Here is a 23,289-nt window from a genome sequence, read left to right as displayed (position 1 = left end):
GGCCCCTCAGCGTGCTGCAGCCGGTGCTACACGCACCAGATCGCCATCCGCGAGAAAGCCCACGCCACTCACGACCACCTGGCTGCCCGCCTCCAGCCCGGCACTGACTTCCACCCGCTCGCCCTGGCGACGCCCCAGCGTGACCTTGGTCTGCAGCACCCGGCTGTCCGTGCCGAGCCGGAACACATAGGCAAAGCCGTCGCGCAGCAGCACTGCGCCTTGCGGCAGGGTCAGAACTTTCTGGGCACCCAGACGGATTTCACCGCGCGCAAACATACCGGGCCGCGCTTCACCCCGTGTCTTGATATCGGCATAAACCAACGCGTTGCGGGTCTTCGGGTCCACGGTCGGGGCGAGTGCGCGCACCGTGGCCGCAATCGGTTCGCCACTGGCCGGGAAGACCTGTGCCGTCATGCCCGGCTTCACCTTGGCCAGATCGGCCGCGGGCAGCTCGGCGCGCCATTCGAGGCGGTCCTGACGAATCAGGCGGAACAGCTCCTGGCCAGCCTGGAGCACAGCGCCGAGAGTGGCGCTACGAGCGGAAATCGTGCCGTCATCGGGCGCCCGCACCACGGTCTTATCCATGCGCAACTGATCCGCACGCAGCTTGGCCTTTAGCACCTCGACGCGGGCCTGCGCAGTCGCCTCGCTGGTGATGTAGCGATCCACCTGCTGGGCGCTGAAAGTGCCACTGTCCTTGATCTGGCGGGCACGATCGGCGTTGGTCTTGGCCTCGAACAGGGCGGCTTCGGCCTCGGCCAGACTGGCCCGGCTCTGTGCCAGCTCGGCCTCCACCACATCGCGCTGCATGCGAGCCAGCACCTGACCGCGCTTGACGTGATCACCCACGTTCACCGCCACCTCGTCGAGGCGCAAGCCGCCAATTTCGGCGCCAATGATGGCCTCCTGCCAGGCCGCGATGCTGCCATTGGCGGTGATCTGGGTAGACCAGTCCTGCGCCTGGGGGGTGACCAGGCTGACCGTCAGTGCGGGCTTACCGGCCGGCTGGGCAGCCGCTGAAACAACGTGGACAAGGGCGATGCAGGCAAGCAGGCGGAAAGACATGATGGCAGCGGATCGGCAGATGAAGAGGAGAGCCCGAGCAATCCGCTCGGGAATGCCATGCTGCCGTAAAACAGCGCCCCTGTCATGCCTGCTGGATGACAGGAGGCAATGTGCTTCTTAGCTCAGAAACCGAGGCAGCGCATGACCTCTGGCGAAACCCGCTCGAAGGACATTTCGGGAATGCCCAGCTCGTACACCGAGCCACTGTGGGTACGCACGCGGCGGGTCAGCGGATCGAACGCGGCAATCGGGCTGGTGCGGCCCTTGGGAATCTGCACAGCCGAGCCCACGATGTGATTCGGAGTAATAGCTTCGACAACACCACGCACCAGCACTAAGCGCCAGTTGTCGAGGCGCATGGGAGCAGGAGGCTGCGACAGGCAAACGGTGGGAATGGCCGGCAGATCGATCGGCCCGTTAGCCGCCACGGCAGTCTGCGTCGTAAGGGCCAGAGTAGCCGGGTACTCTTCTTTATTCGCGAAAACCTCGTAGCCCTCGAGATCGAAGCAGGTCGTAGTCAGGGCATCGTCATTGCGGGTTGCGTGCTGCATGGCTTCATCCATAGATACGGTAGCGGACTGATTCTACGAAGCCGTGCCGGCCTTGCCGGCCTGCCGAAAGGGCAGTTTCCGAGGCTTTGCCCGAGGGGACAGGCCCCAAGCAAAAGGCCCATGTGACAAAAGTCACATGGGCCTTCTTGATGACACACGGTTGTGGAGGCTTAAAGCAGCACGCGCTCAATGCCACCGGTATTGGCCTGTTGCACATAGGTGGGTAGCCAGTCCGGGCCGAGGATATTCTTGGCCAGCTCGATCACGATGTAATCGGCATCCAGCTTTTCAACATCTTCGTTGTAGCGCTGCAGCCCCTGCAGGCAGGCCGGGCAGGAAGTGAGCACCTTCAGATCGCCTTCGAAGCCATCCGCACGCAGCTTGTCGGCGCCTTTCACCAGCTCTTCTTCCTTGCGGAAGCGCACCTGGGTGGAGATGTCCGGGCGGGCCACGGCCAACGTGCCGGATTCGCCGCAGCAGCGGTCGGACTTCTCGATCTTCGCCTGACCTGCGACGCCGGAGATCAGCGCATTCACCGTCTTGAGCGGATCCTGCTGCTTCATCGGGCTGTGGCAGGGGTCGTGATACATGTAGCGGGTGCCACTCACCCCTTCCAGCTTCACACCCTTCTCGAGCAGGAATTCGTGGATGTCCATCAGGCGGCAGCCCGGGAAGATCTTGTCGAATTCGTACTTGGTGAGCTGGTCAAAGCAGGTGCCGCAACTGACCACCACGGTCTTGATGTCGAGGTAGTTGAGGGTGTTGGCAACGCGGTGGAAGAGCACGCGGTTGTCGGTGGTGATCTTCTCGGCTTTGTCGTCCTGACCCGAGCCGCGCTGCGGGTAGCCGCAGCACAGATAGCCCGGCGGCAGCACCGTCTGCACGCCGACGTGATACAGCATGGCCTGCGTGGCCAGCCCCACTTGCGAGAACAGGCGCTCCGAGCCGCAGCCCGGGAAGTAGAACACCGCTTCGGAATCCACCTTGGTCTTCTGCGGGTCGCGGATCACCGGCACGACGTGATCGTCCTCGATGTCGAGCAGCGCGCGCGAAGTCTTCTTCGGCAGATTGCCCGGCATCTTCTTGTTCACGAAGTGGATCACCTGCGCCTTCAGCGCTGGCTTGCCCAGCGAGGCCGGCGGCTGGCGCGTAGAGCCCTTGCTGAATGGGCGCAGCAGATCCACGCCCAGGCGTTGCGCCTTGTAAGCCCACTCGATCGAGACCTTGCGCAGGAACTTGATCTTCTCCGGCGAGGTGGTGTTGAGGAAGGCCATGGCCAGGGTCTTGGCCGGGTTGAAACTCTGCTTGCCCATCTTGCGCAGGAGTGAGCGCATGGCCATCGACACGTCGCCGAAGTCGATATCCACCGGGCAAGGCGTGTAGCACTTGTGGCAGATCGTGCAGTGATCGCCCACGTCTTCGAATTCTTCCCAGTGCTTGATCGACACGCCGCGGCGGGTCTGCTCTTCGTAGAGGAAGGCTTCGATCAAGAGAGATGTGGCGAGGATCTTGTTGCGCGGCGAGTAGAGCAGGTTGGCGCGCGGCACATGGGTGGAGCAGACCGGCTTGCACTTGCCGCAACGCAGGCAGTCCTTCACCGAGGCGGAGATCGCGCCGATGTCGCTCTGCTGCATGATCAGCGACTCGTGGCCCATCAAGTTGAAAGACGGGGTGTAGGCATTGCGCAGGTCGGCACCGGGCATCAGCTTGCCGGCGTTGAAGCGCCCTTCCGGGTCAACCTTCTGCTTGTAGGCGTGGAAGGGGGCGAGCTCTTCCTCGCTGAGGAATTCGTACTTGGTAATGCCGATGCCATGCTCGCCGGAGATCACGCCACCGAGCCCGCGGGCCAGATGCATGATGCGTTCGACCGCGGCATAGGCTTCCTGCAGCATGGCGTAGTGATCGGAGTTGACCGGCAGGTTGGTGTGCACATTGCCGTCGCCCGCGTGCATGTGCAGGGCCACGAACACGCGGCTGCGCAGCACTTCCTTGTGGATCGCCTCCATGCGCTCGATGATCGGGCGATAAGTGTTGCCTTCGAAAACTTCTTCGATGGCCGCCTTCAGCTCGGCCTTCCACGAAATGCGCACGGAATAATCCTGAACGCGATGGAAGAGACGCAGCACTTCAGCTCTGTTCTGCAGCGGGCCGGCTTCGATGCCCAGCCCGGCGAAAGCGGCTTCGGCCTCGGCGAGCGGCAGGTCCAGATTGTCGAGAATCCAGGTCCAGCGCGCACGCACGGCGGCGATGGTGTCCAGCACACGGATGCGGCGGTCGCCGATCAGCTCATCCTTCTCCAGCGCGGATTCGGTGGCGCGCAGGGGCAGATCGCCGCGGAAGAAAGTGTCCAGCGCTTCGACCAGACGCAGCTTGCTCTTGATCGACAGCTCGATGTTGATGCGCTCGATGCCATCGCAATAATCACCCATGCGCGGCAGCGGGATCACTACGTCTTCATTCACCTTGAAGGCGTTGGTGTGCTTGGCGATCGCGGCGGTGCGCGAGCGGTCGAGCCAGAACTTCTTGCGCGTATCGGGGCTGACGGCGATGAAGCCTTCTGCGCCGCGCGCATTGCACAGGCGCACCACTTCGGAGGCAGCCTGAGCCACGGCCGTCTCGTCGTCGCCGACGATGTCGCCGATCAGCACCATCTTCGGCCGGCCGTGGCGCTTGGCTTTCGTCGCGTAGCCGACCGCCTTCACATAGCGCTCGTCGAGGTGCTCAAGGCCGGCCAGCAGGACGCGATTGTCGCCGGTCTTGGGCAGGGCTTCGATGAAGTCCTTGATCTCAACGATGGCCGGCACGGCTTCGCGCACCTGGCTGAAGAACTCCAGACACACCGTGCGGGTATGCGGCGGCATCTTGTGCAGGATCCAGCGCGCGCTGGTGATGATGCCGTCGCAGCCCTCCTTCTGGATGCCGGGCAGGCCGCCGAGGAATTTGTCGGTCACATCCTTGCCAAGGCCCACCTTGCGGAAGCGCTCGCCGGGGATGGTGAGGAATTCTTCGCCGAGCAGCTTCTTGCCATCGGCATCAAAGCGCTTCAAGCGGAACATCACTTCGGCCTGATCGTGGATCTTGCCGAGGTTATGGTTCAGGCGCTCGACTTCCAGCCAGTTGCCATCCGGCGTGACCATCTTCCACGAGGCGAGGTTATCCAGCGCCGTGCCCCACAGCACGGCCTTCTTGCCGCCGGCGTTCATGGCGATGTTGCCGCCGATGCAGGAAGCGTCGGCCGAGGTCGGATCGCAGGCGAAAACGAGGCCGGTGTCGTCGGCCAGATCCATCACCCGGCGCGTTACCACGCCCGCCCCGGTGAACACCGTGGCGTAAGGCTGCTCCACGCCGGGCAGTGAGGTATTGAAATCCACCTTGCCGATATCGATCAGCTTCTCGGTGTTGATAACCACCGAGTTCGGTGTGAGCGGTACGGCGCCACCGGTATAGCCGGTGCCGCCGCCACGCGGGATGATGGTGAGGCCCAGCTCGATCGAGCTACGCACCAGATGGCCAATTTCCTCTTCGGTATCCGGGTAGAGCACCACGAAGGGGAACTCCACGCGCCAGTCGGTCGCATCGGTAACGTGGGCCACACGAGCGTAGCCATCGAAGGCGATGTTGTCGCGGCGGGTGTGGCGCGACAGCAGCTTGAGCGCCTTGGCTCGCAGGGCAGCGGTACGCTCAAAGTGCTCGGCAAACGCATCCACCGCTTGGTTGGCTGCAGCGACCAGCAGACCCACTTTCTCGCTGCGATCTGCATCTTCGGTGGCCGAATCCAGGCGACGCTTCTCGACCTCGCGCAGGCGATGGCGCAGCGCTTCGAGCAGTGCCTTGCGACGCCCCGGATTGTCGAGCAGATCGTCTTCGAGGTAGGGATTGCGCTGCACCACCCAGATATCGCCGAGCACTTCGTAAAGCATGCGTGCAGAACGACCGGTGACGCGCTCGGCGCGCAGACTATCCAGCACGGCCCACATCTCGGCACCCAACAGGCGGATGACGATCTCGCGATCGGAAAACGAGGTGTAGTTGTAAGGAATCTCGCGCAAACGCACGGGCGGCTGGGCTGTCACGAATTCTGGGGCGAGTTGCATAGCTGGGGGCGCTTTTCTGTGGCCTGCCGGGGGCGGCAGACCCTCCATTTTAGGGCTTCGGGGGGGCAAACGCGACCCGTCGCTGAGTGCGGGTTTGGGCAAGCATGAACGTGAAGGAGGGCTGTAGGGCGGACTTCAGTCCGCTGCACACGCTCGGTGTGCGACTGAAGTCGCACCTACACGCCCTGTGCCGCCATCACCGCAATCTCCACTCGCCAGCCCGGCCGGGCCAGCGCGGCCACCTGCACGCAGGCGCGCGCCGGAGCGCAGCCGGCGGGCAGCCAGGCTTCCCACACCTCGTTCATGCCCGCGTAGTCCGCCATGTCGATGAGGTAGAGGGTGGCCATCAACAGCCGGCCCTTGTCCGAACCGGCGGCTTCCAGCGTAGATTCAAGCAGGGCCAGCATTTCGGCGGTCTGGCTGCGGATATCACCCTCCTCGGAGGCGGGTACTTCGACAGCCTGCACCAAGCCCTTGAAGATCGTGGCGTCGGCATAGCGGGCCGCCGGATTGAGGCGTTCGATATCGCTCATGGCTGGCCTTTCACGTTTTGCAGGATCTTGCCGAAGCGCTCCGGTGCCATGAAGCCGATCACCCGGCTACCCGCCACTTCCTTGCCGGCCGGCGCAAAGAACAGAGTGCCGGGCGGGCCGAAGAGGCCGAAGCGTTTGAGCAGTTCGCGGTGCTCGGGCAGATTGGCGGTGACGTCTGCCTGCAGAAGCGTGAAACCGGCGAGTTGAGCAGCAATGGCCGGGTCGGCGAAGGTCTGTTGCTCCATTTCCTTGCAGCTCACGCACCAGTCGGCGTAGAAGTCGAGCATCACCGGCCGGCTACTGGCGGCGATGCGCGCATCCAGCTCAGCGCTGCTGTTGATGCGCTCAAAGCGCGGTGCGGCATTTTCACAGGCGGCTGCGGTGCTGCAGCCGCTGAGGCCAGACAGAGGCTGGAGCGGATTGCGGCTGCCGGCCAGCGCGCCGATGAAGATGGCGGCGCCGGCGAGCAGCAGCAGAATGCCCAGGGCCTTGAACAGACGTTGCAGCGGCTTCGCATCGGGCGGCAGGCTATCCAGCGCATGCAGGAAAATGCCGCCGACCAACAGCAGTGCGGCCCAGCCAAGCATGGGCAGGAGCGGTGGCAATACCGGGGCGACGAGATACAGCGCGGTGGCCAGCAACAGGAAGCCGAAGAAGCGCTTGACGCCTTCCATCCAGGCGCCGGGTTTGGGCAGAAAGCGGCGCGCGGCTACGCCAACCAGGATCAGCGGTGCCCCCATGCCGAGGCCCAGCATGAACAGGGCAAGGCCACCGAGCAGGGCATCGTGCGTCTTGGCGATATAGAGCAGGGCGCCGGCCAGCGGGGCGGCAACGCAGGGACCCACAATCAGCGCCGAGATGGCGCCCATGATGGCGAGCTGGCGGGCCGAGCCACCATGATGATGAGCGCTGGCCGAAAGCTTGTGCTGCCAGCGCGCCGGCACTTGCAACTCGTACACGCCGAACATGGCCAGCGCGAGAACCACGAAGAGCAGCGCGAAGGCGCCGAGCACCCATACGTTCTGCAGCCAGGCTGACAACAGCTGGCCCGAGAAGGCCGCGGCGACTCCAGCCGCAGCATAGGTGGCGGCCATCCCCAGCACATAGGCGCTGCACAGGAAGAAGGCGCGGCGGTGGCTGATCTTGTGGCCGTGGCCGACGATGATGCCGGAGATGATCGGCACCATCGGCAGCACGCAGGGCGTGAAGCTGAGCAACAGGCCGAAGCCGAAGAAGCTGGCGAGAATCAGCAGGAGGTTTCCGCCATCGAGCAGACCGGAGATGCGCTCCTCTTCAGGCGCAGACACCGCTGCGGAAGCGGTTTCCTGTGCCCCCGGCGGTGGCGTTTCAAGCGCGAGCAGCGAGGCGCCAGAGGCTTTGCTCACCTGGCTCATGGTGGCTGGGTGGAGCTCAATCGGCACTTCGCTGGGTGGGTAGCAGATGCCGAAATCAGCACAGCCCTGGTGGCTCACGGTGAGCACCGCGCCCTCGCCCACCGCCTGATCCAGTGGCAGGGTGAAGACCACGCCTTCACGATAGACCGGCTGTTTGCCGAAGAACCGGTCTTCGTGGGGCAGGCCCGGTGGCAATGCGATCTTGCCCAGCGTCGCCGGAGTGCCGGCCAGCGCGAAGCCGAGCTTGGACTGATACAGGTAGTAGCCGGGCTCGATCTGGAAACGCACTTCAATCGTGCGTTCATCAAGCAGGCTGGCGGCAAGGCGATAGGCTTGCTCCGGTGGCAGCGGTTCGGGCTGGGCGGCATGGCCAAGCAGGCTTGCACACAGCAGCAGGAGGGTAAACAGGGCTTTCATGCCGTTTCCTGAACAAGCCAAGCGAGGTAAGCCGGCAGGCCGGCAGCAATCGGCAGGGCAATGATTTCCGGGACTTCGTAGGGATGCAACGTGCGCAGCGCGCTTTCAAGTTCGGCGTAACGCGCGGCCGTGCTCTTGATCAGCAGCGGTACTTCGCTGGCGGTTTCGACCTTGCCCTGCCAGCAATACACCGATTGGCAGGGCGCGAGGATGTTGACACAGGCGGCGAGCCGGCGTTCCACGAGCGCCTGGGCGATCGTTTGTGCACAAGCGGCATCGGGTACGTTACAAAGAATCAGCAGGGCATCGGTGGCAGGCATGGCGGCAAGCTTACCAGCGCCACCGGCCGCTAGGCGTCGTCCGCGACCTCTTCGCGCTGCGGTGCGATACGCGGCAGCTCAAGCCTGAAGCTGGCACCCTCGCCCTCGGTGGAACGCACGCTGATGCTGCCACCCAGGATGGTGGTGACGAGACGGTGGGTGATCGACAGGCCCAGCCCGGAGCCGCCGCGGCCCAGGCGGGTGGTGAAGAAGGGGTCGAAGATACGCGGCAGGTGTTCGGCGGCAATGCCACGACCGTTGTCGCTGACCACGATCTCCAGCCGCTCGGTGCCGACGGCGCGGGTTTCGATGCTGACCGTACCGTGGTCTGCGCCATCGAGACCGTGCAGGATGGCGTTCTGGGTCAGGTTGCTGATGACCTGACCGAGCGGGCCGGGATAGCTGTCCATGGCAATGCCGGGCGCCAGATCGACACGCAGCTCGATCGGCTTGTGCTTGAACATGGGCCTCAGGGTGCTGAGGATGTCACCCATGGCTCCGGCCAGATCAAAACCGCGGCGGCGCTCGGAAGCCTGATCCACCGCGACCTGCTTGAAGCTGGTGACCAGCTCGGCCGCCCGCAGCAGGCTCTGCGCCACCAGGTCTGCGCCGGTATGCTGATCGCCGAGAAAATCGAAAAGGGCCTGCTTGGTGATCGGCTCGCGCCGGATGCGCTCCGAAAAGTCACGCACCTGATCCTGCAGAGCCGTGCTGACTGTCAGTGCATTGCCGATCGGGGTATTCAGCTCATGCGAAATGCCCGCCACCATCGAGCCCAGCGAGGCCATCGTTTCAGCATGCACCAGTTCATCCTGCGTCTGCTGCAGGGTCTCCAGGCTGCGCGCCAGCGACTGGTTGGCCTCAGCGAGGCTGCGTGTGCGCTCGGCCACGTGTTCCTCGAGCTTTACATTGAGTTCGCGCAAGCGGGCCTCAGCTTCACGCTGCTCGGTGATATCGATGAAAGCCGCAAACACACAGCGCTCGCCCTCGTAGTTGATCACCTCGCTGCTGGCGAGGAAGTAGCGGATAGAACCATCGCGCAGGCGAAAACGCGTCAGCCGGTTGCTCAGGCGTCCGGCCGCACTGAATTCGGCAATCCATTCCTCACGTTCCTCCGGCGTAACCCAGATGCCCAGATCCAGCGAGTTACGGCCGCGCAACTCCTCGCCAGTCCAGCCGCCAATTTTTTCCCAAGCCGGATTGACCTCTACATAGCGCCCGGTGCTGAGTGAGGTAATACTCACCGGCACCGGGTTCATGAAAAAGAAGGTGGAGAACTTCTCCCTGGCCTGCTGCATCTCACGAACCTGATCAGCCAACTGTTCCCCGAGTTGCTTCTGGCGACTGTAATGGCCTTGCAGGGTGTAAGCGATCCGGCTGGCGATGATGGAGCCGGTGATGATGCAAAAGGCATAGCTGGCCCAGAAATTGAGGGCCGAACGTGGCTTCTGCTGGGGCCAGAAAATACTGTCCAAACCCGCCATCAGGCCCAGCGCGCTGAGCGCGAAGAGGCCCAGGGCGAGCGTCTCGCGCTGGCGGCCGGACCAGGCACTGAGCATCACCACCACCGGCAACAGCGCCGCAATCGGGCTGCGGATGCCGTTGACCAGCAGACACTGCAACACGATCAGGCTCGTAAAGCCCCAGGTGAAGGTCCGCCGCGCCACGGCTGGCGGATAGTGTTCCAGCAGAAGAAGCGACACCCCACACAGCAGTGCCAGCCCGAACACCACCGCCCAGCCCAGTGGCAGCGGCTGTTCGTTACCCAGAACGACCAGCAGACCGAGACCGACGCCCAGACTCAGGGTGAGCAGAATGATCATGCGCAGCAGGCCGGTGGCCTGTCGCGCAAGCAGCTCCTCGTCTGAATCGCTTCCGGACTCCTGGGTTAATTTCATGATCGAGACAGATTAAGCGGCCCCTCGGGCCAGCCCCGGCAAGGCACCGGCCCGCTGATTCTGAGGGCCGGCAGCCCAAGTGCACTTGCCCTTGCGGGCAATCAGCGCAGCAGGCGACGACGCATCAGGGCCCTGGCTACTGCCATGCCGATCAGGGCGTATGCAGACAGCACCAGCACATGCAGCCAGAGCCCATCCGTAGCTCCGCTCAGCAGCAGTGGCCGGATCGCCCCGATGGCATGCCCCAGCGGCAGCACCAGCGCCGCGCCCTGCACGAAGGCCGGCAACTGTTCCAGCGGGAAGAACACGCCGCAGAGCATGGCCATCGGGCTGATGAAGAGCGTGAACCAGTACATGAAAAAGTCATAGCCAGGCGCCAGCGCCGTGGCGATATAGCCGATGCCGGCAAAACACAGCCCGGTGAGGAACACCAGCGGCAGCGCCGCCAGCGCATGCGTCCAGGGCACCAGCCCGAAGAGGCTGATCACGATCAGGATCGCCCCGCCCGAGAACAGCGATTTGGTCGCCGCCCACAGCCACTCGCCGGCCATCACGTCATCCAGCGAGAGGGGTGCGTTCATGATCGCCTCCCAAGTCTTCTGCTGATGTGCCCGGGCGTAGCCGGAATAAAGCGCCTCGAAGGTGGCGGCGTTCATGGTCGAGAAGGCCACGGTGCCGGTGGCGAGGAAGCTGATGTAGCTCACGCCATGCACCTGCGGCAGCAGAGCGCCGAGACCCAGCCCAAGACCGAGCAGGTAGATCAGCGGATCGGCCAGATTGCCGAGCAAGGAAGGAATCGCGAGGCGGCGCCAGACATCGGCATTGCGGCGCCATACTGACAGGGCGCGACGCGGGGAGAGATCCAGTGGAACCAGGAGTTTACTCATCCCGCATCTCCCGTCCGGTGAGCTTGAGGAACACATCTTCCAGATTGGCCGGGCGGTGCAGGGTACGCAGGCCGCCCTGGGCGGCAAGGTGGGCGAGCAGGGCTTCGGGGTGCTCAAGGTAGCAGAAGGCGGTTTCACCGCTCACCTCAAAACGCTGGGCGTACTCGCCAGCATGGGCCGCCGCCCAGGCGGCCGCGCCCCCCTCATGCCCGGCCCATTCACCGAAGACCTCGACGACCTGCGGCTCGATGTGGGCCGCAATCACTTCGCGTGGCGTGCCCATGGCGATGATCTGGCCGCGGTCGAGGATGGCGATGCGGTGAGCGAGGCGCTCGGCTTCGTCCATGAAATGGGTGGTCAGGAAAATTGTCTTGCCCTGCGCGATGAGGCCCTTGAGGCGATCCCAGATCAGATGGCGCGCCTGCGGGTCCAGCCCGGTAGTGGGCTCGTCCATGATCAGCAGATCCGGATCGGCGACCAGCGCGCGGGCCATGGTCAGGCGGCGCTTCATGCCGCCGGAGAGCGCCGGCACTTTGGCCTCGGCCTTGGCCTCCAGCCCGGCAAAAGTCAGCAGCTCGGGCACACGCGCCTGGGCTGCCTCGCGACTCAAGCCGAAATAGCGCGCAAAGGTGAGCAGGTTTTCGGTGACAGTGAAATCCGGGTCGAGGCTGTCGCTCTGCGGCACCACGCCGACCTTGGCACGCGCTTCACGGGCACGGGCCGGTACCGGCAGGCCGCAGAGTTCGATGCTGCCGGCGGAGGGCTCGGTGTGGCCCAGCACGCAGCGCAGGGTGGTGGTCTTGCCGGCGCCATTGGGGCCGAGCAGGGCGAAGCATTCACCAGGCTGAAGCTGCAGGCTGATGCCACGCACCACCTCCAGCTCGCCATAGTGCTTGTGCAGGTTTTCGATGAGCAGCGGCATCAGGCGACGGGGATGGTCTGTTCAAAACTCGGCCGGGCCAGCACGCGCGCAGTGTGGGCGGCGAGCGCCGGTCGGCTGCTACGCCAGTCATAGGCCGGGAAACGGAAGTCGATCCAGGCCAGGCCACAGGCCATCGCGATGTCCGCGCGACTGAACTGGCCGCCGTACAGGAATTCATGGCTGCCCAGACGCGCTTCGACAGCATCCAGGCCTCGCTCCATCTTGCCGCGCTGGCGTTCGATCACTGCGGCATCCTGTTTTTCGGCGGCGCGGCGGGTTTCGAGCAGCCACACCACGGCAGCATCGGTAATGCCATCGGCCAGCGCTTCGAGCTGCTTCACGCGCAGCACTTCGAGCGCGTCAGTGGGCAGCTCGGGCGGATACACACCGAGGGTTTCAAGGTAGTCGGCGAGAATCGGCGAATCGAAGAAGATCTCGCCGGTATCCGTCACCAGCGCCGGCACCTTGCCGAGCGGGTTGAACTCCGCCACATGATTGCCCGGCTCCCACGGGGAATCATTCACGAACTCGAAGGGAATGCCTTTTTCGAGCAGCAGCACGCGAATCTTGCGCACATAGGGGCTGGTAAGGGAACCGATCAGCTTCATGATGTTGCTCCGTTCAGGATTGTTCAGGAGATCAAGCGTGAGCCGCACGCCATGCGTGGAGGCCGACTGAAGTCGGCCCTACAGGATTGCTGTTGTTCAGTGACACTCGCAGGAAGAGCGATTAATGATGTCCTTCAGGCAGTGCAGACGACCGTGGAAGAAGTGGTCTGCGCCGGGCACTACCACGACCGGCACATCGAGTGGCTCGGCCCAGGCCAGCACATTGGCGAGCGGTACGGTTTCATCCTTGGAACCATGGATCACAAGGCTGTCCGGGCCAACGGCCTCGGTCGCGTACTGGCGAGCACCTTCGACAAACCCGGCGGCGGTGCCGACGAGAATCAGGCGTTTGGCGGCCTGTCCGGCTTCACGCAGGCGCTTGGCGACCCGGGTCTGGACGAAGGCGCCGAAGGAGAAACCGGCCAGCACGGTGGGGCGGTAGGCATCCAGGTTCCAGCGCGCATGGGCCCAGTCGAGCACGGCGAGCATGTCTTCGGTCTCGGCACCACCATTGTCGTGCGTCCCTTCGGATTTGCCGACACCGCGGAAATTCGGTCGCAGCGCTACATAGCCCAGATCGCGCAGGGTGCGGGCCAGGGTGTGCGCCACCTTGTTGGTGTTGGCGCCGCCGAACAGCGGATGCGGATGACAAACCAGCGCAATGCCCCGCGGGGCCTCGGGCGCATCGATCAGCAGCTCGATGGCCCCGTCCGGGCCTGCGATCAGCTGGGCTTCAGTAGGCTGCGCTTTCATACCTTCAGGCGCTCCACGATGCGGCCGTTCTGCAGGTGCTCGCGGATGATCTCGTCGATGTCTTCCTTATCGACGAAGGTGTACCAGGTGCCCTCCGGGTAGACGACCAGCACCGGACCATCATCACAGCGGCCGAGGCAGCCGGATTTGTTGATACGCACCTGGCCCTTGCCGGACAGGCCCAGTTCCTTGACGCGTTCCTTGGCATAGGTCTGCAGCTCGCTGGCACCATGGGTGTTGCAGCAGGCGTCCGGCGCGGCGCGCTGGTTGCAGCAGACGAAAACGTGATGGGTGAAATACTGGCTCATGGCGGGGGCGCTCGTTTGTTGTTCTGACGGGAGCAGCAATTGTAGGCTGGTCCGCGCCCGACGGCGATGCTCAGGCCGCGCCCAGCCAAGCCTCGATGGTACGGCGCAGGGCTTCGAGTGCCACCGGCTTGGTCAGGTAGTCATTCATGCCGGCACCCAAGGCGGCATGGTGGTCACTGGCCATGGCATCGGCGCTGACGCCAACAATGCGCGTGCTGACCCCGCGCTCCCTCAGCAGGCGGGTGGCAGTGAGGCCATCCATCTCGGGCATGTGGGTATCCATCAGGATCAGGTCGAAGCTCCGGGCTGCGCATTGCTCCAGCGCTTCGAGACCGTTGCGGGCCACGCTGAGCTGGCGTGCGCCCAGCTTCTTGAGCAGGTTGCTGATCACCATGATGTTCACGCTGTTGTCTTCGACGATGAGGATGCTGGCCTCCTCCGGCACCATGGCCTGCGACACACTGGGCCGGGCCTCGCGCTGGACGTCGACCTCCGCGCAGGCGAGCCAGATCTCGAACCAGAATTCCGAGCCCTCGCCAGCCTGGCTGCTGACGCCGATCTCACCCTCCATCAGCTCGCACAGCATGCGGCAGATGGAAAGCCCCAGGCCAGTGCCGCCGAAGCGCCGGGTGGTACTCATGTCGGCCTGCTCGAAAGGCGTGAAGATGTTGGTCTGCTTGTCAGCCGGAATGCCGATGCCTGAATCACGCACGGCAAAGCGCAGGCGGGTCCGCGCAGCCTCGCGCTGCACTTCATTCACGGTGACATGGATGGAACCGCGAGCGGTGAACTTAAAGGCATTGCCGATCAGATTGACCAGAATCTGGCGCAGGCGGGTGGGATCACCCTCCACGCTGAGCGGGGTGCCCGGTGCCATCAGGCTGTGATAGCTGAGGCCCTTGTCACGCGCCTGCAGCGAGAACAGGCGGCCGAGATCTTCGAGCAAGCTGTCGAGGCGGAAGCGGGTCTTCTCCAGCTCCAGCTTGCGCGCCTCGATCTTCGAGTAGTCGAGGATGTCATTGATGATGGCCAGCAGGGCATCACCCGAGGTCCGCATGGTGCGCACGTACTCATGCTGCTCGGTGTTCAACGGGGTGGATTCGAGCAGCTGGGCCATGCCGATGATGCCGTTCATGGGCGTGCGGATCTCGTGCGACATCATGGCGAGAAACTCGCCCTTGGCGCGGCTGGCGGCGGTAGCTGCATCGCGCGCGGCGATCAGATCCTGCTCGGCACGGTAGCGCTGGGTAACATCAGTGAAGCAATACACCCGGCCGATCACCTGTTCGCCGTGGCGGGCCGGACGCGACTTGCACTCGAACATGCGGCCATCACGCAGCGGCAAGGCATCGAAAGTCTCGCGCTCGTCATCGGCGCCCAGTTCGGTGATCCGTCGCGCATGGATTTCCGGCTCGCTGATCTGGTCGAGAATGTAGGCCATCAGGCGCCGATCCTCGTGGCGCAGCAGCAGCTCACCCGGCAGCTGCCACATCCGCGAGAAACGCCGGTTCATGTTGCTGATCTGGCCCTGGCGATCCAGCACCAGGATGCCATCGGCCGTGGCTTCGAGCGTGGCACGCAGCTGCGAAGTCATCAGCGCCAGCTCTTCCTCAGCACGCTTCCTGGCTGCGATTCCGTGCGCCCGCACGATGATCCAGCCCGGCGCCTCGCTCATCCGGGTCACATTCTTGAGCGTGGCCAGCATTTCGCCATCGGCACACTGATGCAGGCCTTCCGCATCCACCAGCTCAGCACTGCCACCATTGCGCACCTCTTCCCAGAAGAACACGTCCGCGAGCGCACATTCAATATCGGTGATCAGCTTGCCGAGCAATTCCTCACGCGAATAGCCCAGCTCGCGGGTGGCCGCCGCACTCGCCGCGACAATCGCCAGCGAGACCGGATCGACCAGCAGCATGATCTCGCTGCAGGCGTCGAGCAGGATGGCCTCCGGTGCCGGCTGACTCATGACCTGCCGCCTCCGCCACGCGAATCGGCGTCAAAGAAATACGTTACCCGGGTGCGCGGACTCAGGTAGCGGAACACCTCGGCCGGCAACTGACCCGGGCGGATCGCCTTGCTAATGTTGATCTCAGGCTCCTGTTCCAGATCCAGCATGATGGCCTCTTCCTTGGGCACATCCGGGTCATACACCACCACCCAGGGACGCAGGGGCTTCTGCGGATTCACCGACTGTACCAAGGCCAGCGCATCGTTGGACAGTTTCACGATGCTGCCCGGCGGATAGACGCCGAGGTTCTTGATCAGGATCTGCAGAACCTTGGCATCGAACTTGGCACGCCGCTGCGCGAACATCAGCGACAAGGCCTCATGAGGTGTCAGCGCCTTCGCGGTATTCACTGGATTGCACAGATTGTCGTAGTAGTTTGCCAGCGACACGATGCGCGCCAGCGGATGGATCGCCTCGCCCTTGAGTCCCTTTGGATAGCCCGTACCGTCCGCCATCTCATGGTGCTGGAAGATGATGCTCAGCACGCTGCCCGGCAGCCCCGCCTTCTGACCGATGCGCACGCCGTACTCGCAATGCAGCTTGCGCAATTCGCTCTCAGCATGGGTCAGCTCATCGGTTTTCTTCAGCACCCGGTCCGGAATCTCGATCAGGCCAATGTCGTGCATCAGTGCGCCAAGGCCCAGCACCTTGCCCTCCTCCATGGCCATACCCATATCGCGGGCCAACATCATGGAAAGAATCGAGGTATTGAGGCCGTGGTAATACACCTCTTCACCACCCGCCTTCTCGCCCATCACATGCAGGGTCAGCTCGGGCGCCTCAAGAAAGGCCTGGGCCATCTGCTGCACCAGCTCGCCGATTTCCTCGATACATTCCTTCGGCCGCGCCTGCAGGTTTCGATTGATGTTGCGCATGATGCTGGCCGCCTTCACGAAGGCCTTCTCCACATTGCCCATGCGAACGCGCTGCTCGCGCAAACGCTCAACGCGCTCACGCTTGGCGGCCAAAGCAGGGTCAGCCGCATCGGCAGGCTCCGGCAAAGACGCCTCCGCCGTCGTTACCACCGGCTCGGCCGTAGCCACGGCGGCGGCCGGAAACTGCGGTGCGTCGCTGCGATCCGGGTCATAACGGAAACGCTTCACACCCAGCCCACGCAGGGTCTGGATCTGGTCATTGCTGCGGATCTTGAAACTGTTGAAACTGAATGGATGGCTGAACCAGGGCAAATCGATGAACACGAAGAGCCCGATGCTCAGCTGCTCGGGGGTGATGAAATAATCTTTCTGGGAGCTCTCGGTATTCATGGGGTGAGCGGTCTGTTCCAACGTATTCGCAGGGCTATCGGCATCCGCACGGATAAATTGAGTTACACATGCGGGTACATCCAAGTTTCTCTGCACGAAGAGCTTGCCAAACAAGAAAAGTGTTGCTATATTTCTTGGCTCGTTTGGCCGGTTAGCTCAGTTGGTAGAGCAGCGGATTGAAAATCCGCGTGTCCGTGGTTCGATTCCGCGACCGGCCACCAAAGATTCAAGCAAAAAGCCCAGCCCTCGCGCTGGGCTTTTTGCTTTTCGGCTGCCGAAAACCTGTGCCGCACCGCCCACCGGCCTGAATGTCACGGCCTGGACGTACCTGAGCGCGCCGGGATCTGCTCGGGCGCTTTCGCCATTGCGCCGCTTCGAGTCGGCGACCAGCCTGCAGCCCTTGAGCCGGTCAGCACCTTCCGAGATCGCACGAGCAGGCAAGCCGCCTGCCGCCGGGCTGACGCCCCAATTTGCATCAATTCCGCGTTGCCACGCACCGTTTTCGGACGGTCTGAGGCCCGTTTTGCGGGTGCGGGAACGATTCTGCGGCGTATTGCGGTGGTGGCATGAAGTTTGCGATAGGTGTTCTGAATTTAAACCATTTGGTCAAGAAATTGACGGTTCAGGACGCCTTCCCGATGAATGCACCGCACCCCACCGAACTTCAGGCCAGCCCTCACTCCGCACTTGAAACCCCCGTTGCCCGGCCCGCCGTTGTGGCCCGCAAGGCCAGCGTGATCTACCAGGCTGCGGATCGCCCGGTACATGCGTTGAGCGAGATCGATTTCACGATCAACCGGGGCGAATTCGTGTCGCTGATCGGGCCGTCCGGCTGTGGCAAGACCACCCTGCTGCGCGTGATCGCCGATCTGGAGCCAATCACTTCAGGCGAGGTGCTGGTCAACGGCATGACGCCGAGCGATGCACGCGAGCGCCGCGCCTATGGCTATGTTTTTCAGGCGCCGGCCCTGTTCCCCTGGCGCACCGTGCTGGCCAACGTGATGCTGCCCCTGCAGCTGATCGGGCGCAGCAAGGCCGAGTGCGAGGCGATTGCGCGCGAGCAGCTGGGGCGGGTCGGGCTGGCCGGCTTCGAGAAGAAGTATCCCTGGCAACTCTCCGGCGGCATGCAGCAGCGCGTGTCGATTGCCCGCGCCCTGGGCTTCGAACCGAAGATCCTGATGATGGACGAGCCCTTCGGCGCGCTGGATGAAATCACCCGCGACAAGCTCAACGAGCAGTTGCAGCAGCTCTGGCTGCGCGAGCGCCGCACCGTGGTGTTCGTGACTCACTCGATCGCCGAGGCGGTGTATCTGTCGACGCGCATCGTGGTGATGTCGCCGCGCCCCGGGCGGATCGTGAAAGTGATCGAGTCGCCGCTGCCCTTCGAACGCGATCTCTCGATCCGCGATACCCCCGAGTTCACCCGCCTGGCCCAGGAAGTACGCGAGGCGCTGGCGGAGGGCCATCAATGAGCCAGAACCGGTTTCAACAGCATCTGGTTCCGGTCGCGACCCTGCTCGCGGTCGGGCTCGTCCTCTGGTATCTGCTCGCCATCTGGCTCAATGCGGCCGGGGTGATCGAACGGGTCCTCGCGCCGCAAGGCGCCTGGAGCTGGCAGGAGCTGGTCGCCGCGACCTTCAGCATGCAGCGCCCGGTGCTGCCGGTGCCGCATCAGATCGCGCTGGATCTGTGGACCTCGATTTTTGACGCGCCGCTCGACTCACCGCGCAACCTGTTGCTGCACGCCTGGGTCACGGCGGGCGCCACGCTGACCGGCTTCCTCATGGGCCTGGTCCTCGGCGGCCTGCTCGCCGTATGCATTGTGCATTCGCGCACGCTCGACCGGGCGCTGATGCCGTGGATCGTCGCGAGTCAGAGCGTGCCGGTGCTGGCCATCGCCCCGATCGTGCTGATCATTCTTGGCAGCCTGGGCATCACCGGCATGCTGCCCAAGGCCACGATCGCGATGTACCTGTGTTTCTTTCCGGTCACGGTCGCCATGGTGCAGGGCCTGCGTGCCCCGCAGCGCCTCGAGATGGAGCTGATCCACACCTATTCGGCCTCGCGCATCCAGACTTTCTTCGTCCTGCGCCTGCCCTCTTCCCTGCCCTTCCTGTTTCCCTCCCTGCGCGTGGCCATCGCGGCTGGGCTCGCCGGCACCATCGTGGCCGAGTTGCCCACCGGTGCGCAGGCCGGCCTCGGCGCGCGGCTCCTCACCGGTTCGTACTACGGCAACACCCTGCAGATCTGGTCGGCCCTGATCATGGCAGCGCTGCTGGGCGTAGTGCTCACCGCGCTGGTCGCTGCGGTGGAATACCTGATTGTCGGGCGCAGGAGGCAGGCATGAGTCAGACCAAACTTCCCGGCGCCATCGGCGCACTGCTGGCGATCATTCCGGCCGGCCTGGCACTGAGCCAGACCTTCTCGCTCAGCGGCTTCGATCCGGTCATCCCGCTGCCGGCCCTGCATAGCCCCGCGCTGCGCATTGCGGCACTCCAGATCGTTTGTGTGCTGCTGGCGGCGCAACCCCTGCGCTGCCTGCTCGGCACCCTCCCGTTGCTGCTGGGCAGCCTGCTCACCGGAGCCCTGCTATTGCTGTCGGTGCCTAGCGGAGAATCCGAGCCGGCCACTGCGTTCTGGTTGCTGTGCATCGCCCAGTTCCTGCTCGCCCGCACCAGCGTGCAGCGACTGGCCATGCTGGACTCGCCCCCCTGGGTCGCCACGCTGACGGCCGTCCTGTTCGGACTCTGGATGCTCTATTTCTGGCAACTCCTGGTCACGGCCTTTGCCGTGCCCCGCGTACTCCTGCCAGCACCGGCCGACATCCTCCTTGCGTTATTCACCGAAGCCGACAAGCTGGGCGGCGATTTTGTGCAGACCGTGCTGAAGTCCGTTCTGACCGGCTATGTGCTGGGCAGCGGGCTGGGCATCGCCACCGGCATCGCCATCGAGCGCTCCCCCTTCCTGCAACGCGGCCTGCTGCCGATCGCCTCGCTCACCAGCACCATTCCGCTGGTCGGCGTCGCCCCGATTGCGGTGATGTGGTTCGGCTTCGACTGGCCTTCCAAGGTGGCCGTGGTGGTGTTGATGACCTTCTTCCCAGCCATGGTCAGCACCCTGGCGGGCCTTGGGGCCGCCGGCAAGCTGGAGCGCGAACTGATGCATTCCTATGCGGCCAGCCCACGTCAGCAGTTGCTGGCACTGCGATTGCCCGCGGCCATGCCCTTCATCTTCGGTGCGCTCAAGGTCAATGCCAGCCTGGCCCTGATCGGCGCCATCGTGGCCGAGTTCTTCGGCTCGCCCACGGCAGGCCTGGGCTTCCGGATCTCCACCGAGGCTGCGCGCATGCAGATGCCGCTGGTCTGGGCCGCGATCGTGCTCTCGGCCATCGTGGGTTCGGCGCTCTACAGCCTGCTGGTGCTCTGCGAACGGCGCGTCAATTTCTGGCACCCGTCAGTGCGCGCGGCGCAATCCTGAGCCCCTTCTTTTCGTTCTTGCCCCCTCGTTTCACCCAACCAAGGAGTTGTCCGATGTCCACGTTGCACATGTTCAGGAAGCATCTTGTCTTTAGCGCACTGGCGGCCGCTGCGGCTTTCGGTTCGATCGGCGCCCAAGCGGCCGAGAAGGTCACTCTGCAGCTCAAATGGGTGCCGCAGGCGCAGTTCGCCGGCTATTACGTGGCGCAGGCCAAGGGCTACTACAAGGAAGCCGGGCTGGATGTAACGATCAAGCCGGGCGGGCCGGACATCTCGCCGGTGCAGGTGATCGCCGGCAAGTCGGCCGACGTGGTGGTGAACTGGATGCCGGATGCCCTCGCTGCACGCGAAGCCGGCGTACCGCTGGTGAACATCGCTCAGGTCTTCGACAAGTCCGGCCTGATGCTCACCTGCAAGAAGGCTTCCGGCGTGAGCTCGCCCAAGGATCTCAAGGGCAAGACCCTCGGTGTCTGGTACGGCGGCAACGAGTACCCCTTCCTGAACTGGATGGGCAAGCTGGGCTACAAGCCGGGCAAGGACATTACCGTGCTCAAGCAGGGCTTCAACGTGGATCCGTTGCTGCAGAACCAGGCCGCCTGTATCTCGACCATGATTTACAACGAGTACTGGCAGGTGGTGGATGCCGGCGTAAAAGAGTCCGATCTGCTCGCCTTCTTCTATCAGGATCAGGGCGTGGCCTCGCTGGAAGACGGTCTCTACGTGCTTGAATCCAACCTGCGCGACAAGGCTTTCGTCGCCAAGATGGCCAAGTTCCTCAAGGCCAGCTTCAAGGGCTGGAACGACGCGGTGAAGAATCCGGAAGAGGCCGCCAAGATCGTGGTGGCCCAGGATGCTTCGGGCAGCGCCACCGTCGCGGTGCAGAAGCGCCAGATGGAAAACGTCGCCAAGCTGATCTCCAACGCCAACACGCCGAAGATCGGCTACCTCGACCCGGCCGCCTATGAGCGCACGGTGAAGGTGCTGATGAGCGGGGGTTCGGATCCAGTCATCAAAAAGGATCCGGGCAAGGCTGCCATGACTCACATGGTGTGGGACGCGGCCGCCAAGTAAGCAAGCCCGGCCGGGAGGGGCGGCGGCGCCACCCCTCCCGGCTGCCCCGGCCATCCGGCCCGGAAGCTAGAATGTGGGCCCCACTGCCCGCCCGAGACCATGGCCATGACGACCCGGAAAACTGCAAGCCGTGCAAAGGCCGCGCTCGTTGAAGAGTCAGACGTCAGCAAAAGCCGGATTCGCCAGCTCAACGAAACCGCCATCCTCAGCGGTGCCGAACGCGTCTTCGCGCGAGCCGGCTTCGGCGGCGCCACCATGGCCCAAATCGCCGAAGAAGCAGGCGTACCCAAACCCAATCTGCATTACTACTTCGGCAACAAGGCCGAGCTCTATCGCGCGGTGCTCGATCGGGTGCTGCACGACTGGCTCTCGCCCACCGACGTGATCACGGCAGACGCTGATCCGCGTGAAGCGATCGAGAGCTATGTGCGCCGCAAGATGGCCCTGGCCTATGAGCGGCCGGATGCCTCGCGGGTGTTTGCCAACGAATTACTGCATGGCGCGCCGGTGGTGGGCGAAATGCTGCAAAGCGAATTGCGTCGCACGGTGCGCGAGAAAGCGGCCGTGCTGGACGCCTGGATTGCCGCCGGGCGCATCGCCCCGGTGGACAGCACCCACTTCTTTTTCACGCTGTGGGCCAATACCCAGACCTACGCCGATTTCGACGTGCAGATCCAGGCCGTGCTCGGGGCTGACACCCAAAGCCCCCGCGCACGCAAGCGTGCCCTCGAGCATGTGCTGAACGTCACGCTGCGGGCTTGCGGGCTTTCGTCGCTTCCCAACTCTTCGTCATGATCACAACGCTGGCGTGATCTGAAGTGGCGCTGGGATCAGCCGCTTCAAGCGCTCCGGACGACTGGCCTCTGCAACGCTCAAGGGCAAAACCGACGGCACAGGCATCATCTTGAGCGACTGCTCACCGACGCCGCGCTTGATGCCAGCGGACTAGAATGGCTGCGGCTGGTCAGGTTCTGATATTCAGGCTTGCCGCTGCAAAGTGGCCGTAATGAGCTTAAAGCCTGAAATCTGCAGAGTGAGGTTTTTGTCGACGCTGTTAATGCGGGTCCGATGTACAGCAGGATCGTGAAAAGCTAGTCTGGAAGCCAATCTTCGCTGATCGGTCATGCCATGTTAGGGAGCATGTGCCGATGATGAATAGCAAAACTGATCCCCATAACACGTTAGGCTTGAACAAAACACATCCCCGCAAAGGAGCGCCGATGAATCACATAGAAATAAATTTGTTCAAAGATAGTCGTGAGCCTTTTTTGAAAATGCTCACCGATGAAAATATCGAGTACGGTGAGATTCATAAATTCAGCGTCGGCGCTGTTCTTGCCAGCGGTACATCTATCGGAGTAAGCCTTATTCAGGCTTCTGCGCCATGGGTTGCGTTCTCCGCAGTCCTTGTTGCATGGATAAGATCAAGAAGTAGCCGAAAAGTCATAATTACAACCAAAGATCACGTTGTTATCCATATTGAAGGGATGTCACAACAGGACGTTGAGAAAATTCTGGATCGGGTCGAAAACATTACTGTTATCGATACAAAGCCGCCTGAAAATGAATAGTGCTCGCATGCCTAACCATTCTCTAAGGGACTTCCCGTCAACTGGTTTGTGAATGCCGGCCGCTAGGCCGGTTTTCTTTTTGTTTCTCCGGAACGCTTCAAACCGCTGCTTTCGTGCTGACGACCGCGACCAGACTGTCATCTCT

20 protein-coding genes and 1 tRNA gene are annotated in these 23,289 nt (G+C 63.3%); 7 read left to right on the top strand and 14 right to left on the bottom strand.

The window, feature by feature from the left end; translation table 11 throughout:
* Positions 1-6: 6 nt before the first annotated feature.
* The 14 genes from HJ583_RS17820 to HJ583_RS17755 all read right to left on the bottom strand — a co-directional run bounded on the left by HJ583_RS17820 (position 7) and on the right by HJ583_RS17755 (position 17,026).
* On the bottom strand, positions 7-1,065 hold the full coding sequence (locus HJ583_RS17820) for an efflux RND transporter periplasmic adaptor subunit (RefSeq protein ID WP_170023178.1): 1,059 nt from the start codon (positions 1,063-1,065) through the stop codon (positions 7-9).
* Between the two features lie 122 nt (positions 1,066-1,187).
* A complete protein-coding gene (locus HJ583_RS17815; RefSeq protein WP_170023177.1) occupies positions 1,188-1,616 on the bottom strand; it encodes a hypothetical protein in 429 nt (142 codons plus the stop codon).
* 170 nt (positions 1,617-1,786) lie between these two features.
* Entirely contained in the window at positions 1,787-5,710 is a 3,924-nt protein-coding gene (locus HJ583_RS17810; protein ID WP_170023176.1) for a DUF3683 domain-containing protein, read from the bottom strand.
* Between the two features lie 176 nt (positions 5,711-5,886).
* The gene (locus HJ583_RS17805; protein WP_170023175.1) at positions 5,887-6,243 is read right to left on the bottom strand and encodes a RidA family protein; all 357 of its coding nucleotides are present in this window, start codon (positions 6,241-6,243) and stop codon (positions 5,887-5,889) included.
* Entirely contained in the window at positions 6,240-8,054 is a 1,815-nt protein-coding gene (gene dsbD / locus HJ583_RS17800; protein WP_170023174.1) for a protein-disulfide reductase DsbD, read from the bottom strand. Before dsbD ends, HJ583_RS17805 begins: the two co-directional genes overlap by 4 nt.
* Entirely contained in the window at positions 8,051-8,374 is a 324-nt protein-coding gene (cutA, locus tag HJ583_RS17795; protein WP_170023173.1) for a divalent-cation tolerance protein CutA, read from the bottom strand. The genes dsbD and cutA overlap by 4 nt, the downstream gene beginning before the upstream one ends.
* A 29-nt stretch (positions 8,375-8,403) precedes the next feature.
* Positions 8,404-10,272, bottom strand: coding sequence for a sensor histidine kinase (locus tag HJ583_RS17790; RefSeq protein ID WP_170023172.1), 1,869 nt, complete (start codon positions 10,270-10,272; stop codon positions 8,404-8,406).
* A gap of 101 nt (positions 10,273-10,373) precedes the next feature.
* Complete coding sequence (locus HJ583_RS17785) at positions 10,374-11,159, bottom strand: ABC transporter permease (protein WP_170023171.1); 786 nt, start codon at positions 11,157-11,159, stop codon at positions 10,374-10,376.
* Positions 11,152-12,081, bottom strand: a complete 930-nt coding sequence (locus HJ583_RS17780; RefSeq protein WP_170023170.1) for an ATP-binding cassette domain-containing protein — start codon at positions 12,079-12,081, stop codon at positions 11,152-11,154. Before HJ583_RS17780 ends, HJ583_RS17785 begins: the two co-directional genes overlap by 8 nt.
* Positions 12,081-12,689: a glutathione S-transferase gene (locus HJ583_RS17775; RefSeq protein ID WP_170023169.1), complete on the bottom strand. Its 609-nt coding sequence runs from the start codon at positions 12,687-12,689 to the stop codon at positions 12,081-12,083. The genes HJ583_RS17780 and HJ583_RS17775 overlap by 1 nt, the downstream gene beginning before the upstream one ends.
* A gap of 96 nt (positions 12,690-12,785) precedes the next feature.
* The gene (locus tag HJ583_RS17770; RefSeq protein ID WP_170023168.1) at positions 12,786-13,442 is read right to left on the bottom strand and encodes an alpha/beta hydrolase; all 657 of its coding nucleotides are present in this window, start codon (positions 13,440-13,442) and stop codon (positions 12,786-12,788) included.
* Entirely contained in the window at positions 13,439-13,750 is a 312-nt protein-coding gene (locus HJ583_RS17765) for a (2Fe-2S) ferredoxin domain-containing protein (protein WP_101940454.1), read from the bottom strand. Before HJ583_RS17765 ends, HJ583_RS17770 begins: the two co-directional genes overlap by 4 nt.
* A gap of 70 nt (positions 13,751-13,820) precedes the next feature.
* The gene (locus HJ583_RS17760; RefSeq protein ID WP_170023167.1) at positions 13,821-15,719 is read right to left on the bottom strand and encodes a PAS domain-containing hybrid sensor histidine kinase/response regulator; all 1,899 of its coding nucleotides are present in this window, start codon (positions 15,717-15,719) and stop codon (positions 13,821-13,823) included.
* Positions 15,716-17,026 carry an HD-GYP domain-containing protein gene (locus tag HJ583_RS17755; RefSeq protein ID WP_170023166.1) on the bottom strand — a complete coding sequence of 437 codons (1,311 nt, stop codon included), beginning with the start codon at positions 17,024-17,026 and terminating at the stop codon, positions 15,716-15,718. The genes HJ583_RS17760 and HJ583_RS17755 overlap by 4 nt, the downstream gene beginning before the upstream one ends.
* Positions 17,027-17,171: 145 nt before the next feature.
* Here HJ583_RS17755 and HJ583_RS17750 point away from each other — a divergent pair.
* From HJ583_RS17750 to HJ583_RS17720, 7 genes are all read left to right on the top strand, one after another.
* Positions 17,172-17,247: transfer RNA gene (locus tag HJ583_RS17750), tRNA-Phe, on the top strand.
* Positions 17,248-17,664: 417 nt separating this feature from the next.
* Complete coding sequence (locus HJ583_RS17745; protein ID WP_170023165.1) at positions 17,665-18,498, top strand: ABC transporter ATP-binding protein; 834 nt, start codon at positions 17,665-17,667, stop codon at positions 18,496-18,498.
* Complete coding sequence (locus HJ583_RS17740; protein ID WP_170023164.1) at positions 18,495-19,373, top strand: ABC transporter permease; 879 nt, start codon at positions 18,495-18,497, stop codon at positions 19,371-19,373. The genes HJ583_RS17745 and HJ583_RS17740 overlap by 4 nt, the downstream gene beginning before the upstream one ends.
* Entirely contained in the window at positions 19,370-20,503 is a 1,134-nt protein-coding gene (locus HJ583_RS17735) for an ABC transporter permease (protein WP_170023163.1), read from the top strand. Before HJ583_RS17740 ends, HJ583_RS17735 begins: the two co-directional genes overlap by 4 nt.
* Positions 20,504-20,556: 53 nt before the next feature.
* Positions 20,557-21,573: an ABC transporter substrate-binding protein gene (locus HJ583_RS17730; RefSeq protein WP_170023162.1), complete on the top strand. Its 1,017-nt coding sequence runs from the start codon at positions 20,557-20,559 to the stop codon at positions 21,571-21,573.
* A gap of 105 nt (positions 21,574-21,678) precedes the next feature.
* A complete protein-coding gene (locus tag HJ583_RS17725; protein ID WP_170023161.1) occupies positions 21,679-22,368 on the top strand; it encodes a TetR family transcriptional regulator C-terminal domain-containing protein in 690 nt (229 codons plus the stop codon).
* A gap of 425 nt (positions 22,369-22,793) precedes the next feature.
* Complete coding sequence (locus tag HJ583_RS17720; RefSeq protein WP_170023160.1) at positions 22,794-23,144, top strand: hypothetical protein; 351 nt, start codon at positions 22,794-22,796, stop codon at positions 23,142-23,144.
* Positions 23,145-23,289: the final 145 nt, after the last annotated feature.

It is taken from the genome of Uliginosibacterium aquaticum (assembly GCF_012972705.2).
In the GTDB taxonomy this organism is placed as follows: Bacteria; Pseudomonadota; Gammaproteobacteria; order Burkholderiales; family Rhodocyclaceae; genus Uliginosibacterium; species Uliginosibacterium aquaticum.
This window is presented reverse-complemented; position numbering and strand designations above follow the sequence as displayed.

Excerpts from the sequence above, each read along its gene's own strand:
- HJ583_RS17785 (WP_170023171.1), bottom strand. The coding sequence starts at position 11,159 with ATGAGTAAACTCCTGGTTCCACTGGATCTCTCCCCGCGTCGCGCCCTG.
- HJ583_RS17820 (WP_170023178.1), bottom strand. The coding sequence starts at position 1,065 with ATGTCTTTCCGCCTGCTTGCCTGCATCGCCCTTGTCCACGTTGTTTCA.
- HJ583_RS17815 (WP_170023177.1), bottom strand. The coding sequence starts at position 1,616 with ATGCAGCACGCAACCCGCAATGACGATGCCCTGACTACGACCTGCTTC.
- HJ583_RS17720 (WP_170023160.1), top strand. The coding sequence starts at position 22,794 with ATGAATCACATAGAAATAAATTTGTTCAAAGATAGTCGTGAGCCTTTT.
- HJ583_RS17810 (WP_170023176.1), bottom strand. The coding sequence starts at position 5,710 with ATGCAACTCGCCCCAGAATTCGTGACAGCCCAGCCGCCCGTGCGTTTG.
- HJ583_RS17760 (WP_170023167.1), bottom strand. The coding sequence starts at position 15,719 with ATGAGTCAGCCGGCACCGGAGGCCATCCTGCTCGACGCCTGCAGCGAG.
- HJ583_RS17780 (WP_170023170.1), bottom strand. The coding sequence starts at position 12,081 with ATGCCGCTGCTCATCGAAAACCTGCACAAGCACTATGGCGAGCTGGAG.
- HJ583_RS17730 (WP_170023162.1), top strand. The coding sequence starts at position 20,557 with ATGTCCACGTTGCACATGTTCAGGAAGCATCTTGTCTTTAGCGCACTG.
- cutA (WP_170023173.1), bottom strand. The coding sequence starts at position 8,374 with ATGCCTGCCACCGATGCCCTGCTGATTCTTTGTAACGTACCCGATGCC.
- HJ583_RS17755 (WP_170023166.1), bottom strand. The coding sequence starts at position 17,026 with ATGAATACCGAGAGCTCCCAGAAAGATTATTTCATCACCCCCGAGCAG.
- HJ583_RS17770 (WP_170023168.1), bottom strand. The coding sequence starts at position 13,442 with ATGAAAGCGCAGCCTACTGAAGCCCAGCTGATCGCAGGCCCGGACGGG.
- HJ583_RS17775 (WP_170023169.1), bottom strand. The coding sequence starts at position 12,689 with ATGAAGCTGATCGGTTCCCTTACCAGCCCCTATGTGCGCAAGATTCGC.
- HJ583_RS17740 (WP_170023164.1), top strand. The coding sequence starts at position 18,495 with ATGAGCCAGAACCGGTTTCAACAGCATCTGGTTCCGGTCGCGACCCTG.
- HJ583_RS17805 (WP_170023175.1), bottom strand. The coding sequence starts at position 6,243 with ATGAGCGATATCGAACGCCTCAATCCGGCGGCCCGCTATGCCGACGCC.
- dsbD (WP_170023174.1), bottom strand. The coding sequence starts at position 8,054 with ATGAAAGCCCTGTTTACCCTCCTGCTGCTGTGTGCAAGCCTGCTTGGC.
- HJ583_RS17790 (WP_170023172.1), bottom strand. The coding sequence starts at position 10,272 with ATGAAATTAACCCAGGAGTCCGGAAGCGATTCAGACGAGGAGCTGCTT.
- HJ583_RS17745 (WP_170023165.1), top strand. The coding sequence starts at position 17,665 with ATGAATGCACCGCACCCCACCGAACTTCAGGCCAGCCCTCACTCCGCA.
- HJ583_RS17765 (WP_101940454.1), bottom strand. The coding sequence starts at position 13,750 with ATGAGCCAGTATTTCACCCATCACGTTTTCGTCTGCTGCAACCAGCGC.
- HJ583_RS17725 (WP_170023161.1), top strand. The coding sequence starts at position 21,679 with ATGACGACCCGGAAAACTGCAAGCCGTGCAAAGGCCGCGCTCGTTGAA.
- HJ583_RS17735 (WP_170023163.1), top strand. The coding sequence starts at position 19,370 with ATGAGTCAGACCAAACTTCCCGGCGCCATCGGCGCACTGCTGGCGATC.